General features: G+C 70.4%; 9 protein-coding genes. 4 read left to right on the top strand and 5 right to left on the bottom strand.

Going from position 1 to position 14,132, the window contains the following annotated elements; genetic code table 11:
• Window positions 1-170 precede the first annotated feature (170 nt).
• Window positions 171-716: a hypothetical protein gene (locus IF29_RS0136350; RefSeq protein ID WP_157624106.1), complete on the top strand. Its 546-nt coding sequence runs from the start codon at window positions 171-173 to the stop codon at window positions 714-716.
• 86 nt (window positions 717-802) lie between these two features.
• Here IF29_RS0136350 and IF29_RS0136345 read toward each other — a convergent pair whose 3' ends face one another.
• Window positions 803-1,267, bottom strand: coding sequence for a DUF1877 family protein (locus tag IF29_RS0136345; RefSeq protein WP_030264827.1), 465 nt, complete (start codon window positions 1,265-1,267; stop codon window positions 803-805).
• Between the two features lie 124 nt (window positions 1,268-1,391).
• Here IF29_RS0136345 and IF29_RS0136340 point away from each other — a divergent pair, with 124 nt between their 5' ends.
• Window positions 1,392-1,832: a hypothetical protein gene (locus IF29_RS0136340; protein ID WP_030264824.1), complete on the top strand. Its 441-nt coding sequence runs from the start codon at window positions 1,392-1,394 to the stop codon at window positions 1,830-1,832.
• Between the two features lie 29 nt (window positions 1,833-1,861).
• Here IF29_RS0136340 and IF29_RS0136335 read toward each other — a convergent pair whose 3' ends face one another.
• Window positions 1,862-2,380: a pyridoxamine 5'-phosphate oxidase family protein gene (locus IF29_RS0136335; protein WP_030264821.1), complete on the bottom strand. Its 519-nt coding sequence runs from the start codon at window positions 2,378-2,380 to the stop codon at window positions 1,862-1,864.
• 735 nt (window positions 2,381-3,115) lie between these two features.
• On the opposite strand from IF29_RS0136335, the gene IF29_RS0136330 reads away from it, so the two are divergent.
• Entirely contained in the window at window positions 3,116-3,523 is a 408-nt protein-coding gene (locus tag IF29_RS0136330; protein ID WP_030264820.1) for an SHOCT domain-containing protein, read from the top strand.
• 29 nt (window positions 3,524-3,552) lie between these two features.
• Here IF29_RS0136330 and IF29_RS0136325 read toward each other — a convergent pair whose 3' ends face one another.
• Window positions 3,553-4,515, bottom strand: a complete 963-nt coding sequence (locus IF29_RS0136325; RefSeq protein ID WP_051726499.1) for a helix-turn-helix domain-containing protein — start codon at window positions 4,513-4,515, stop codon at window positions 3,553-3,555.
• Between the two features lie 219 nt (window positions 4,516-4,734).
• Between IF29_RS0136325 and IF29_RS44115 the strand changes: the two genes are divergently transcribed.
• Window positions 4,735-8,691: a S53 family peptidase gene (locus IF29_RS44115; protein WP_051726498.1), complete on the top strand. Its 3,957-nt coding sequence runs from the start codon at window positions 4,735-4,737 to the stop codon at window positions 8,689-8,691.
• Between the two features lie 97 nt (window positions 8,692-8,788).
• Here the strand turns inward: IF29_RS44115 and IF29_RS48675 are convergent, their stop codons facing one another.
• Together IF29_RS48675 and IF29_RS48670 are read right to left on the bottom strand one after the other, a co-directional pair.
• Window positions 8,789-8,920, bottom strand: coding sequence for a hypothetical protein (locus tag IF29_RS48675; protein ID WP_269665094.1), 132 nt, complete (start codon window positions 8,918-8,920; stop codon window positions 8,789-8,791).
• A 126-nt stretch (window positions 8,921-9,046) separates the two neighbouring features.
• Entirely contained in the window at window positions 9,047-13,837 is a 4,791-nt protein-coding gene (locus tag IF29_RS48670) for a DUF5979 domain-containing protein (RefSeq protein ID WP_037598009.1), read from the bottom strand.
• Between the last annotated feature and the right edge of the window lie 295 nt (window positions 13,838-14,132).

Raw genomic sequence — 14,132 nt, 5'->3', positions numbered from 1 at the left:
CAGTCAGAACCAGCGACTCGCGGTTCCTTCCGGTTCCGGATGGTGGCATGAGCGTACGCATGTGAGCATGCCTACGAGGTGACGTCGCGTTGTCCGCTCCGGCGGTGTCGCGCGGACCGGCCCCGGATCGCCAGGAACCAGCGGGCAAGAACCAGCGGGAGCGATGCAGCATGCGCACTCCGAACCAGTTGACTCCGCTCGGCGCGATCGCGTCGGGATTGGCCGCCGGCCTGGTTGGCACTGTGTGCATGGACACGGTCCGGTTCCTGCGGCAGCGCCGGTCCGGCGGTGAGCGCAATCCTCTGCGGTGGGAATTCGCCTCCGTCCCCACCTGGCAGGAGGCTCCGGATCCCGGACAGGTCGGCAAGCGCCTGATCGAGGGCTTCACCCAGCGCGAACTCCCCGACGCCGCCGCGTGGCCGGTCAGCACGCTCATGCACTGGGGCTACGGCGCCGCCAACGGGGCACTCTACGGCGTCATCGCCGGCTCGTTGCGCAAGCCTCCCAGCGCGGTATACGGCATTCCGTTCGGTGCACTCGTGTGGATCAGCGACTACATCACGCTGCCGATCGCCGGCCTGTACGAGCCCATCTGGAAGTACGACGCCAAGACCCTCGCAGACGACCTCGTCCCCCACCTCGCCTACGGCGCCGCGACCGGGACCGTCTTCCGGATCATGGCCCGCACCGGCACCCGGACTCGTCCGAACGGGTGAGGGCAGGGCGGTGCAGAGGCCCGCTCCATCCCGCGATCTTCACCCGCGAGCAGGAAACGGGCAAGACCGCCCTGCGCACACCTGCGTCAGGTCAGCGTGGTGAGCACCCACTGCTCGGCGGCTGCCGCCGTCGCGTAGAACCGCTGAAGATCGGCGTAGTGGCTGCGCAGCTCTTCGGCCCGCTGCCTGTCGTAGCCCGACGGGTGGACGTCGTCCGCGTCCATCGCCTCCTCGTCGGCGAAGGCTGCCAAGGCGTCGAAGTCCAGGGCTGAGAGGAAGTCAGCGGCTTGGACCACCTCCTCGGCGGTCAGCAGCCCCGGCGGGGCGTCGTCGAAGGGCTGGTCTTCCGGGAACGGCGTGCCCATCACCGGATCGACCGGGCAGCCCGAGGCGGTGAGCAGCCATTGAAGAGCGTTCCACGGCTTGTCCAGCAGCAGGACGGCCCTGAACTTCTCGCCTTCGCGCATCTGCGGACGCGGCCAGGCCTGACCGGCGACGGCTGCCCGTGCGGCCTCCGGTTCCACGCGCATCAATTCGATGGAGATCCCCATGGGCGCCCAGCATGCCGCAACGGGGGCGACCATGGCTCGGATCGCGGGCCGGTTCCGACGTGTTTGAGGTGTGCCGGGGTCCCTGGTGTGTGGGGGTGGCGGCGGAGCAGGCTACTTTGTCCGGGTGAGTCTCCTTGATGATGTGGCCAAGCGTGATGGCTGGCGGTGCTGGGTGTGCGACGAACCGGTCGACCCTGACATGTCGGTGAACGACCCACGGGGGCCGAGCGTTGACAGCCGGACCGCCGACCGGAAGGCCAAGGTCGCCGAGCGGCTCGCGCACCGCGGGTGCAATACCCGCAAGGGCGCGGTCAAGGTGGTCATCGCCTGGCCGGAGCGCCTGTACGTGGTGGAACCCGCGCCGCTGATCACCGTCGCCGGACGGCTCGAGCGCAAGGGCGGCCGCGAGATGGTGGGCCGTTGTCCGACCAGGAAGGACGCCCAGGAGGCGGCGGACTGGCTGGTGGACCGGTTCTCCCGACTGGTTCCGGGGCTGCCGGTGAGCGCCGACATCGAGCCGGGCGGCGGCCAGTTCCTCGTCATCCTGTCCACCGGCCGCCGCTGACCCGGCGCGGCGGCCGACCGGCTGCCGCGCTACCGCTCGGACCTGGTCCAGAACTGCCGCGGTGCGAACCCCTCGCGCCGCAGCCAGTGTTCGGTGTAGACGATCCGCTCGGCCTCGACCACCACGAGCGGGCCGGACGGCGGTTCGGCGAGCGGGCGTGACCGCTCGACGTGGTCGGACTGCCAGCGCACGGCCGGCCAGCAGTGCTCGAAGTCGCCGTCGCCCTCGAACAGCACCCGGGCACGTCCGAAGACCTGTGCACCTCGGCTGCTCGCCTGGCCGACCAGGGGTGCGAAGACACCCACCGACACGCGGGAGTCCGCAGCGAGGTTCCGCATCTTCGGCGATCTCGGATCCGCGGTGAACATCAGCGTGAAGTCGAGGTGGAAGTAGCGCACCGGGGTGGCCAGCGGACCGTCCGGGCCCGAAGTGGCCAGGACGCACATGTTCTGCGACGACAGCAGGTTGAGTATGCGCTCTTCCAGCCGGTCTCGATCGAGCCGCTGCTCGGGGGCCGGTCCAGCCAGCCAGGGGTTGGTCACAGGCATGAGCGACTATCCCATACCCGGCTCTCGGATCCCGGGCGGGCCCAGAGCACTGACGGTCGGTCAAGCTGCCTTGGCCCCAACGATGTCGGCTTCAGGGAAAGGGCCTCACAAGAAGACGTAGAAGGCGTCACCGTCCAGGATTCGCTCGTCCGCATCGCCGATCGGACGATTGGATCGAGCCCGCCTCTGATGTGGGCATACCCGCAACTGGCGATGCTCGCTTAGCAGTTGGTGTTGCCACCGCTGCGGAGGATGGTGATCCCTGGCGGGCGCCGCGTGCGCTCATGAGTTCGCTCGATCGCGACGGTTCCTTCATCGTGGACACTGCCTGAAGGTCGCCACAGCGAGTGGTGGTGTTCGGGTACTGGAACCAGGCGGAAACGGACACGGAAGCGGCAAGGACGAGGCGGGTTCGCCGCAGACGCCGAGGGGACACGGACGATCTCCCGTCTGTACAGGTCACGGCGTCAGCTCAGCACAGCCGCCGCCCGAGCAGCGGGACCGCCATGCGCCCGGCACCCGAACAGGTGAACCCCTGACCTGACCTGGCGCGGCGGCTGACCGACGGTCCGGAGGCAGACGGGTGAGGCCGAGCGCGGGCGGCTCTGTCCGGATGCTGGGTCCGAGCGGTGGTGCTATCCGTTGTAGACAGCGTCTTCCGCGCTGGCGTGCACACGGATGGCACCTGGGGACGGGTATGACGGCCCGTTCGTGCCGGAATCGGGAGTGATACCCATGAGCGGCTACCCCTTGCTGGACCTGTTCTGGACCATGCTGTGGTTCTTCCTGTGGATCATGTGGCTCTTCCTGCTGTTCCGGATCTTCGCTGACATCTTCCGGAGTGACGACCTCGGCGGCTGGGGCAAGGCAGGCTGGTTGATCTTCGTGATCATCCTGCCGTTCGTGGGTGTGCTGGTGTACCTGATCGTTCGCGGGAGCACGATGAATCGGCGTGACCTGGAGCAGGCGCAGCAGCGGGAGGCCGCATTCCAGGAGTACGTGCGACAGGCCGCGGGTTCGGACGGCGGCTCCTCCGGCAGCGGCAGCCACGTCGACCAGCTGGCCACCCTTGCCGAGCTCAAGCGCAACGGCGCCCTGAGCCCGGACGAGTACGACCGGGCCAAGGCCAAGCTGCTCGCCTGAGCGCCGTGCCGCACCGATGGGGGAGCCGGCTACAGCCACTCCCGGCGCATGGCCTGGGTTCCGGCCTGGAAGCGGCTGGTCGCACCGAGCCTGCGGGTGAGCTCGGCGATCCTGCGCCGTAGGGTCCGCTCGCTCAGGCCCAACTGGCGGGCGATCGCCTCGTCCTTCAGGCCGGCGTTCAGCAGGTGGAGGAGGTCCCGGTCCTCGGCGGACACGTCGTCGGTCGGCGATGTCTCGGTGAAGACCGGGGTGGCCACCGACCAGTTGGCCTCGAACAGTTCCACGAGCGCGTCGCAGAGGGTCGAGCGTCGCACGAAGACGGCGGTGGTGCGCACTCCCTCCTCGCTCGCGGTGAGCGGCAACATCGCGTCGCTGCGGTCGACCAGCACCATCTTCATGGGGACCCGCGACACCACTCGAGCCTGCTCGCCCAGGGCCACCATCGCCCGCAGCCGGTCCGCGAGCACGGGGACGGCCAGGACCTCCGTGGCGTAGATCGCGCGGACCGCGACGCCGCGCGCCAGTACCGGGTGCTCGATCTCGGAGGCACTGCCGTGCGGGGTCACGTAGGGGGGTGCGTCGAAGGCCATGATCTCCTTCTCCGCGCCGGCGATCAGCTCCTGCACGCGGTGCGTGATCTCGGCGGGCCCTTCGATGACCTCGACCAGCCGGTGCGGGTCGGTGCGCAGGGTGCGCTCGTGGTATTCGGCGGCGTAGGCGTCCACCGAGGAGGCCACCCGCTCCAACTCGGCCTGGCGGGAGCGGACCAGGGCCGACAGGCCGGCCCGCGGGTCGATCGGGGTGTAGCGCAGGGCCCGGCCGGGGAGGCGGGTGGCCAGGCCGCCGGCGGCAAGGGTGTCCAGGGCCCGGCGCGCCCGTTGCTGCGGCACGCCCAGTTCCTCGGCCATGGAGGCGGCGCTGGCCGACTCCTGCCGCAGCAGCAGTTCGTAGGCACGCTCCGCGACGGCGTCCAGGCCGATCGAATCCAGCACCAGCTGTCACTCCAGCAATTTGTCATTCAGTGAAACAAAAGGTCGAGGTGGGGGAGCCTACCTGATTGGCCGTGAGCGGTCAGCGTCCGGGGGTGGCCACCTCCGGACCTTCCGCTGCCCGCTTCCGGGCTGCGACGGTACGTCCACCCCCCGCTGTGGTGACAAGGAGTGGACGTGTCGTCAACAAGACGTCGAAGGACAGGCATACGCTCGGCGGCTGTGGCCGCCGTGCTGGCCGCGACCGCGGCAGTGACCGTCGCGCCTGCGGCCCGTGCCCAGGCCCCCAACAGTTCCGGCACGGTGCGGCTGACCGCCGCCAAGCTGGCCGAGCTGAGCGCCAAGTACACGCCCCGTGCCGATGGCACACCCGGCCTGGTCGCGGACGCGGCCGAGGCCGGGGGAAGCAGCACCTCGAAGAGCACGTCGAGCACCGGCACCGGTACTGGTACCGGCAGCAGCAGCTCCGTCAGCAGTTCCAGCGGCGCCGCTGCGACCGGTGGCATCACCCAGAAGAGCAGTTGGGAGACGGCGCGCGGTGCGGCGTCCACGCTGGCGCTGGGCGGTACCGCCGACTGGGTCTCGGTGTTCTCCGGCGGCGGCCTGACCCGCTACGACGCGGCCGGCAAGCCGTTGTGGACCACCACCGGTGAGCAGCTGTACAGCGATTGGCAGGTCAAGCCCACGACCACGTACCAGGCCGAGCCGTACACGGCCGTCATGTACGAGGGCTACGACCCCTACCAGCCCAATGCCACCGGTACCCACCCCTACGCCCAGGCCGACTTCAACCACGACGGCGTGGCCGACGTGGCGGTGGCCTACTCGGTGGGCGACAGCCCGGCCCGGGCCTTCACCTCGCCCGGCTCCGACCTGTCCACCGGCACCTTCATCTCGGTCCTGGACGGCCGCACCGGCAGGATGATCTGGCACACCCTGGTGCCGGGCTACGTCGGCTCGCTGCTGGTCGAGGACGGCAAGCTGATCGCCGCCGAGCAGACCGGCCCGGCCTGGTCCGAGGACCCGGTCGCGACGCAGGGAAGCAGCCGCTCCGCTCTGCTGGCCTACTCCCTGACCCCGGCCAAGGGCGGCACGCTGAACGGCAGCACCGCCTGGACCTACTCCACCAAGGCCCCCTGGGCGTCCTGGGCCGACCTCACCGCCATCAGCGGCGGCCGGCTGGTCACCAGCTGGACCGACACCCCGATGGGCCTGGGCAACCCCCGTCCCGCTGACGGCCACGTGCTGGTGGTGGACGTCACCACCGGCAAGGCCACGGTCGACGTGAAGACCCCCGGCTACCCGCGGCTGATGGCCCAGCAGCCGGGCTCGCAGAACATCCTGGTCGCCGAGCAGAACGACCCGCTGGACGCCGTCCGCTGGGACCTGACCGCGATCGACTCGGTCACCGGCAAGCGCGCCGTGGTCACCTCGCGCAACGGCACCATCCCCGAGGCGTTCGTGGTCAACCCGAACGCGCACGGCCACCAGGCCGCCATCGCGGTGGCGGAGCTGGGCATCAACGCCGACCTGAGCGACGGCCAGTCCACCATTTCCGGCCTGGACAGCAGCGGTAAGACGCTGTGGAGCTACCGGACCGCGAGCACCGTGGGCGGCGCCAACGCTCCGACCCTGTCGCTCACCTACGACCCGAAGGGCAGCGGCGAGGTCTACGCCGCGGTCAGCGACGCCACCGCGATGACCCTCGACAACCCCGAGGGCATCTACCACAACCAGCTGTTGGCCTTCGACGGCAGCAGCGGCAAGGTGCTGTGGCGCCGCGACGGCGACTACGTCGGCGACCAGGTCACCCCGTACCTGGGCGGCATCCTGACGGTCGGTTACGACCTCACCGCCTACCAGTCCGACGGCCGCACCGGCGCCTCCGTCACCGACCCGCTGCTCGGCGACAACTACTCCGCGGTCTCCGTGGACGTCAACGGCGACGGAGTGAAGGACCTGGTCGTCGCCGGCCAGAGCCACGGCGTGTTCGCCCTGGACGGCCGCACCCTGAAGGACTCCACGCCGCGCATCCTGTGGACCACCCCGGTCAGCGCCGCGGTGCACCAGCTGAAGCTGGCCGCCGTCCTCGACAAGCACGGCCGCAGCGCGCAGCGCATCGTCGCCGCCACCTCGCACGGCTTCGCGGTCCTGGAGACCGGCGGCCGGCTGGACAGTGACGTGAACACCGGCGCCTTCCAGTACGGCACCGCCGTCACCAAGGGCGAGATCGTCGCCAACGGCACCGCGGGCGTCTCCGCCTACACCGCCGACGGCAGCACCACCTGGACCTACCGGCCCAGCGGCGTCAGCGGCAAGAGCGTGGTGTACTCCACCGCCGCCGTGGACGTCGACGGCCGGCTGATCCTGGAGTACGGCGGCGTCGCCGCCGACATCAACCAGGGCGCCACCGACCCGGCCCCGACCGCCGTCTCGCTGGACGCCGCCACCGGCAGGCAGCTCTGGTCCGAGCAGCCCGGCGTCGACAACGCGGCCTGGATCGAGGCCCAGTCCGGCGTCTTCACCAGCGCGGACATCCCCGGCACCGGCGGCCACGGCGTGGCCCTGGGCTGGGGCGCGGGTCAGGTCGGCGAGGACCACCTGATGCAGATCCTGGACAGCCGCACCGGCAAGGTCGTCACCACGCACCTCTCCGACGGTGCGCAGACCTTCAACGGCTTCGCCGCCTCGCCCAAGTACGGCCTCATCGAACTGCACTGGTACGAGATGACGGTCTTCCCGGCGGACGGCTCCGCGCCGTACGACCAGCGCACCATCCCCAACAACCAGCAGGGCGTGTACGCCACCACCAGCGACGGCCACGAGGTCTTCGTGGGCGGCGTGGGCGGTCTGGAGGAGTACAGCCTCCCGCTGGCCTACAAGACCGGTGAGGACCACATGTCCTCCGACAGCGAGACCTTCTCCGAGTTCGCCGGCACGGTGACCCCGATCGGCACGGGCAAGGACGGCGCGACCCAGCTGCTCGGCCTGCCCTTCGACTGGACGGCCTACGCACTCAACGAGTCCACCGGCTACTTCGGCGTGGACGCCTTCGCCCTCGACAGCTACTACCACGGCGTCACCGTGAACGAGGTCGTCGGCAGCGGCACCACTGCCGACGCCAGCGCCGCGACCACCACGACCACCGACGCCACGGCAGCCCCGGTCACCGAGCCGACCGTGGGCACCGGGACCGCCACCACCTCACTGGAGATCAAGTCCAAGAAGTTGGCGGGCAGCACCAAGACCAGTGTCGGCAGCACCGACGCCGCCGCCGCGATCCGCGGCTACACCCCGCAGCAGATCCAGGGCCGCCTGGGCCTGACCGGTGACGGCACCGGCCAGACCATCGCCATCGTCGACGCCTACGACTACCCGTCGGCGCAGTCGGACCTGAACGCCTTCTCCGCCCAGTTCGACCTGCCACAGACCTGCGGAAGCGCGAACGCCTCCAGCGACTGCTTCGACTTCTCGACGGTCTACGCCTCCGGCAGCCAGCCGGAGGGCAACAGCAGCTGGAACGAGGAGGCCGCGCTGGACATCGAGTGGGCCCACTCCATCGCCCCGCACGCCAAGATCGTGCTGGTCGAGGCCGCCGACGCCTCCGCACAGGGCCTGTACCAGGGCATCGACAAGGCATCCACGCTGGACCCGGCCGTCATCAGCAACAGCTGGGGCATGTCCGAGTTCTCCGAGGAGTCCTTCTACGACGACCACTGCAAGCTCGCCGACTCCGTCTGCACCGGCGGCCTCAGCTACTTCGAGAAGGAGCCCGCCTACCAGAAGGGCGTCCAGTCCTCCGGCTACCGGGCCACCCCCGACGTCAGCTTCGTCGCCGACCCGAACACCGGCGTTGCCGTCTACGTCACCATCTCCGGTAGGCAGTACTGGCTGCAGGTGGGCGGCACCAGCCTGTCCGCCCCGTCCTGGGCCGGCATCCTCGCCGACGCCGACCAGCTCCGGGGCGCCGCCGGCAAGGCGCACCTGGCCGTCGCCGGAGCGTCCGGCGACACCGCGCACGGCGACGTGTACGCGCTCGGTAGCAAGCTCAACGACGTCACCACCGGCTCCAACGGTGCGTGCGGCAGCGAGTGCACCGCCGGACCCGGCTACGACACCGTGACCGGGATGGGCTCGCCGCTGGCGGGGGTGGACGCGGCGCTGGCCGCGCTGCGCTGACCGCCCGACGCTGTCCCCGACGGCCGCCCGCCCACCCCTCGCGACGCAGGGGTGGGCGGGCGGCCGTCGCACCGTCCGGAGCGGGGGCCGCCCGCGGTCAGGCCGGTTCGGCGGCCTCCTGGTGCGGGTGACGGCGTACCAGTCGCACGACGAGACCCATCAGAGCCATGATCAGCGCGGCCCAGGGCAGGGTGCCGAGGCCGTGGATCGCCAGATCGGACGAGAGCACAGCGGTCCATCGCGGCGAAGATCCCCGAGGGCCACACCGACTTCACGGTCGTGGACGCCCAGCACATCGGAGCGGCCAGGACCGGCTTCCGGCTGCTCCAGATCCTCGGCAACTGGCTCGCCGTCCTCAGCCGTGTCGCCTGCGTCGTGCCGTCAGTTGGAGCACTGCGCCGGCGATCAGCACCGCCGTGGCGAGGAATCCTCCGAAGATCAGGTAGTCCGGGCCGCCGGTGGCTGCCAGGTCGCCGCCGCGCGGGGGCTTCGGGCCGCCGGTGGGGGTGGGGGTCGGGGTGGGCGTGGGCTTGCGGTTGAAGGTGTTGGTGACGGTGATGGTCACCGGCGTCTGCGATCCGGCGGTGACCACCACCGGGTCCTGGGCCGAGCCGTGGTCCACGGTGACCGTGGCGGCGCCGTGGTTGTCGGTCTCCTCGGCCCAGCAGCGGGTGTTGACCGGCAGCGGCGTGACGGTGACCGGCTGGCCCGCGGTGACCTGGTAGGTCCGGTGCAGGACCAGGTCGCTGGAGGTCCCGTCGCCGCCCGGCAGCGCGCAGGAGAGTTCGATCGGGAAGGCGGTGTGCGCGAAGTCCGCTGCGCCGTCGCCGTCGACTTTCTTGACCAGCTGGATCGCGCCGAACCGGAAGGTGTTGGCGATCTCCACGGTCTGCACCGAGGGGGTGCCCAGGCCGGGGGTGATGGTGAGCTGCACGGGGTCGCCCGCGGTGTGGTCGGTGCTGCCGCCGCGGGCCGAGGTCTCCCACACCGAGCACTGGGCCCCGGCCGGGATGCCGTCCACGGTCCTCGGCCTGGCCGCGGTGACCTGGTAGTCCTGGTCCAGCACGGTCCGGTCCGGTCGGCCCTGCGGGTGGATCACGCAGGTGACGTGGAAGGGGAAGGGCACATGCGACAGGGCGGTGGTCAGCTGGGGCGAGGGCGAGTCCACCTGCTTCACCAGCCTGAGCGAGCCGTAGGCCAGTGCCACCCCGACCTGGATCGGCTCGTTCATCTGCAGGACCCGGGGCGTGCCGGCCCGGTCGGTGACCTCGTTGTGGGCGAAGGAGTTCCAGGCGATGGTGGGGTCGCCGTTGTGGGCGACGTCCAGCGGGGTGTCCATGGCGTAGGTGATGTTGACGATGCCGCCGGGCGCCAGCTCGGGTGAGAAGGTCAGCTCCAGCCGCATCCCGCTGTCCCTGGCGCCGAAGGCGTCGTTCCAGGTGCTGCTGGGGCAGGCGGCGGCGCTGGCGTCGGCCCCCGCGCCGGCCATGCTCAGGTCGTCGGTGCACAGCGTGGCGTCGGTCTCGTAGGAGGCGGTCATCGTGCCCGGGCCGTCCAGCTGCGGGCGGGTGGCCAGGGTGGGCCGCTTGTCCCAGGCGGTGTTGCGGGCCTGGTCGATGATCACGCCCTGGTCGCCCTGGACCGGGAAGCGGTCCACGATGCGCATCGCGGTTGCCGACTCCGTACCCGCGTTCTGAAGACGCATCAGGTAGTGGTAGCGGTCGCCGGGGTTCACCAGCGCGACGCAGGGGCTGGTGGTGTAGAGCAGCCCGTCGGGCCCGGTCAGGGACAGGCAGGAGGAGTCGCCGGCCGGGACGGTGGCCTTGCTGAGCGCGTTGTACCAGCCCAGGCTGTCGCGTCCGGTGACCCACTTGCGGGCGTTGAAGGTGGCCCCGGCCTTGGCTGTCAGCGTGGCCGAGGCGGTGCAGTACAGGCCCTGGCCGAAGGTGGCCCCGTCGCGCTCGGAGGTTCCCTCACAGGCCAGGTCGGTGTCGGAGGAGGTGGCGCCCATGGTGTTGGTGACGGTCTGTCCGGCGGCGATGCCCGCCTCCAGCTTCACGTGGATCTCGATGGTGAACGTGGCCCCGGGGGCCAGCACCCACGACTTCCCCTGGGCGTCCTTGGAGAAGTCCCAGCTGAGGGCGGAGATCCGGGAGCCGCTCGCGGTCTCCTTGAAGACCGGTTCCGGGACGGCCGGGGTGCCGCTGGGCACCTGCTGTGCCTCGATCTTGTAGGGCATCCCGTTGTCGCCCTGGAAGCTGTCGTTGAAGGCGATGCCCGCCGGAAGGGAGTCCCTGACCACCAGGTCGGGGACGTTGGCGGTGCCGGTGTTCACGACCTTCAGGTAGAAGGGGGCGTCCTCGCCGGGCGACAGGACGGTGTCCGGGGTCTTGCTGACGTCCAGTCGCGGGGTGCCCTTGACCAGGTTCAGGGTGGCCGTCACCGGGTCGATGGGGCGGGGCTTGTCGGGGTCCTCCAGCTTGGTCAGGAAGGAGCCCGAGACGGTGTCCTCCAGGTGGTCGGGGACCGGGCCACCGGTGCTGCGCAGGGTGGGGCGGGGGCTGACGTCCAGGTGCAGGATGCCCTGGCAGCTGCTCGCGGCGCAGGGGGTGAGGGCGTAGCCGTCGTTGGCGGCGCTGGTGGAGGTGTAGGTGGCGCGGATGCCGGTGACGCTCCCGGCGCTCACCCCGGAGGGCAGCGCGGCCGTGGAGGAGGGGGTGCCGTTGACCCACTTTCCGTTGACGTAGGCGTCGATCTGGACCCGGTCGGCCCCGCCCGGCATCTGGTTGGACTTGATGGACACCAGGTCCACGGCGTCGAAGAAGTCGCTGTCCTGGTCGGTCATCCGCAGGTACTTCGCGGACATGTTGCCGGTGTTGACCACGGTCAGTGCCACATCCGCGTGCTGGCGGTCCAGCCCGGGAACGTACTGCGGCAGGGTGCCGGGGCTGATGGACTTGTTCAGCGAGGCGGAGTCCGAGGCCGGGTCGGTGTCCATGGACGCGGAGCAGGCCGGGGTGGCGGAGGTGTAGCCGCCGTCGGCGGTGATCGCGAAGCAGTTGTTGAAGGTGGTGCCGTCCGGGGTGCCGGGTCGGCGTTCGGCGACCACGTTCACGGTGAAGGTGCCCTCGGGCGGCAAGTCGCCGGTGTAGGCGACGCGGATGCCGGTGGCGCGGCGCAGCAGCGCGGTGTTCGAGGCGTCGTAGGCCACCCAGGCGCCCGCGCCGCCGTTGGCGGCCGGGTCCCACAGTTGGATGGTGGCCGGGGTGTCGGCCGGGTCCAGGGTGACCGAGTCGATCCGCAGGATCGAGAACGGGTTGCTCTGGCTGAAGTCGGGGGTGCCGTCGGCCTTGGCCGGCGGGTCGGTGAGCACGGGGTTGACCAGCGGGGTGTTGCCGTTGTTGGTGATCTTCAGGTGCATCGGGATGGGCTGGCCCACCGGCACCGAGGTCTGGTCGGTGGTCTTGTCGCCGCCCGCGTCGGTGTTCGGGGTCTCGACGTCGGTGTCCTTGCAGACGCTGCCGCTGGCGGTGCCGGAGCCGTCGGTGCGGCCCGCGTCGCCGGTGAACGCGGCGCAGTTGGTCAGCGTTCCCGCCGCCACGCCGTCCTTGAGGGTGCCGTGCAGGTCCAGTCCGGCGTCGGCGCCCGGCGTGATGGTGGGGTTGCCGTCGGCGTCGGTGCCGGTGTAGGTGACCTCGACCTTGGTGACGCTGGTGCCGGCCTTGGCCACGTCCACGGTGGTGTCGGAGGTGTAGTCGGTGGTGCTGGTGGTGCCGTCGGCGTAGGTGACGGTCAGGGTGGCCTTGGTGGCGCCGTCGGGGAAGCGCAGCCGCACCTGGGTGACGTCGATGGAGTCCAGGCTGCTGGGCTTGGAGGGGTCGGGCTCGGTGACGGTGATGGTCTTGACCGGGAACGGCGACTTGTTGGTGACGTCGACCAGGGCGCTGACCGGCGAGTTCTCGCCGATCACGGCGTGTTCGCTGCTCTGGTGGGTGAAGTCGCCGTTGGTGTCGGGGAAGAAGTCCTTGGTGGAGTCCAGGACCAGGATGTCCGGCAGGATGTCGTAGGGGGCGCAGGCCTGGGTGCCGTCCACGTCCCCGTCGGTCTTCTCGTTCGCGGACGGGGTGGCGCAGTTGTTCACCGTGATCTTGTCGGTGGGCCGAAGCGGCTGTCCGTCGGAGCGGGTGGTGTCGCGCAGCTTCAGCTTGACGGTGACGCTGCCGCCGTCGGTGTCGTAGGGCAGCGGGTCGCCGTTGCTGTTGGTGAACACCACCTCGAAGCCGGTGACGTCGCCCGGGGCGACCCCGGTGGGCAGCGGCAGCGTACCGGGGGCGGTGATGGTGGCGCCGGTGTGGGTGGTCCCGTCGGCGGTGGTGACCACCAGGTGTGCCTGGTCGGCCCCGGCCGGGAACTTCGTCACCGTTGCGGACTCGAAGTCGAAGTCCTCGAAGACCGCTGGATCGTTGTCGGCGATGGTCAGCGAGGTGACGTCGGCCGAGGAGGAGGAGTTGTTGCGGATCCCCAGGGTGAGCGTGCTCTCCTCGCCGCTGCCGGCCACCGCCGATCCGTCGGTCCAGCTCTTGGTGGCCACCGGCTTGACCACGCGCGGGACGGTGACCGTCACGTCGCTCTCGGCGGACTTGCTGTCGGCGTTGTCCGCGTCCACGGTGGCGGTGTTGGGCAGCACCGTGCCGTCGGGGATCTGGGCGTCGGCGGGGACCCGCACGCCGATCTCCACCGAGCCGCTCTGCCCGGCCCGCAGCCCGGTCTCCCCGGCCGGGTTGGTCAGCGGCAGGTGGTAGACGATGGTCAGCTTGCGGGTGGCCTCGTCGTAGGTGACGTCCCGGGTGGAGTCGGACTGCGGCAGGCTGGTCACCTCCAGTCCGGGCGGCAGCACGTCGGTGACGGTGAAGTGCACGCAGTCCACGGTCAGCCCCGAGCACTGGGCCTGGATGGTGTACGTGAACGCGTCCCCGGGCTCCAGCGGACTGGCGGCGTCGTTGGTCTTGGTGATGCTCATCGAGCTCTGCGGATCGGCGCGCTTGGCCTTGGCCTCGGCGGCGACCGCGCCGGGGGCGGCGGCCAGGAGTCCGAGGGTCACGGCGGCCACCGCCAGACGGTGGAGGCCGCTTGCAGGCAGGCGCATTCGACGGTCCTTCGGCAGGGGGAGGCTGTCCACCCGGACGCTAATCACATGATCCGCGAGGATGAACCAGCCACACTGACGTGACGTCAGATGAACCCGGACGGCGCAGCGAACCGGGGCGTCCCGGTTCAGTGGCCGTTCGGGGTCAGCCGTCGCTGCGCACCGCGTCGTCCGACTTCCGGGCAGGGCTTCGCCCCACACCGTTGGCGGCCCCCGCACGCGGGACTGCGCGGTCGCGGACATGCTGGTCGTACATGGCTTCGGGGTGTCAGCGGATGTGCACAGGAGGTTTCGC

This window comes from Streptacidiphilus jeojiense (assembly GCF_000719095.1).
Taxonomy (GTDB): Bacteria; Actinomycetota; Actinomycetes; order Streptomycetales; family Streptomycetaceae; genus Streptacidiphilus; species Streptacidiphilus jeojiensis.
This window is presented reverse-complemented; position numbering and strand designations above follow the sequence as displayed.

Coding starts and splice junctions, on each gene's coding strand:
- IF29_RS0136350 (WP_157624106.1), top strand. CDS start 171: ATGCGCACTCCGAACCAGTTGACTCCGCTCGGCGCGATCGCGTCGGGA.
- IF29_RS0136345 (WP_030264827.1), bottom strand. CDS start 1,267: ATGGGGATCTCCATCGAATTGATGCGCGTGGAACCGGAGGCCGCACGG.
- IF29_RS0136335 (WP_030264821.1), bottom strand. CDS start 2,380: ATGCCTGTGACCAACCCCTGGCTGGCTGGACCGGCCCCCGAGCAGCGG.
- IF29_RS0136330 (WP_030264820.1), top strand. CDS start 3,116: ATGAGCGGCTACCCCTTGCTGGACCTGTTCTGGACCATGCTGTGGTTC.
- IF29_RS48670 (WP_037598009.1), bottom strand. CDS start 13,837: ATGCGCCTGCCTGCAAGCGGCCTCCACCGTCTGGCGGTGGCCGCCGTG.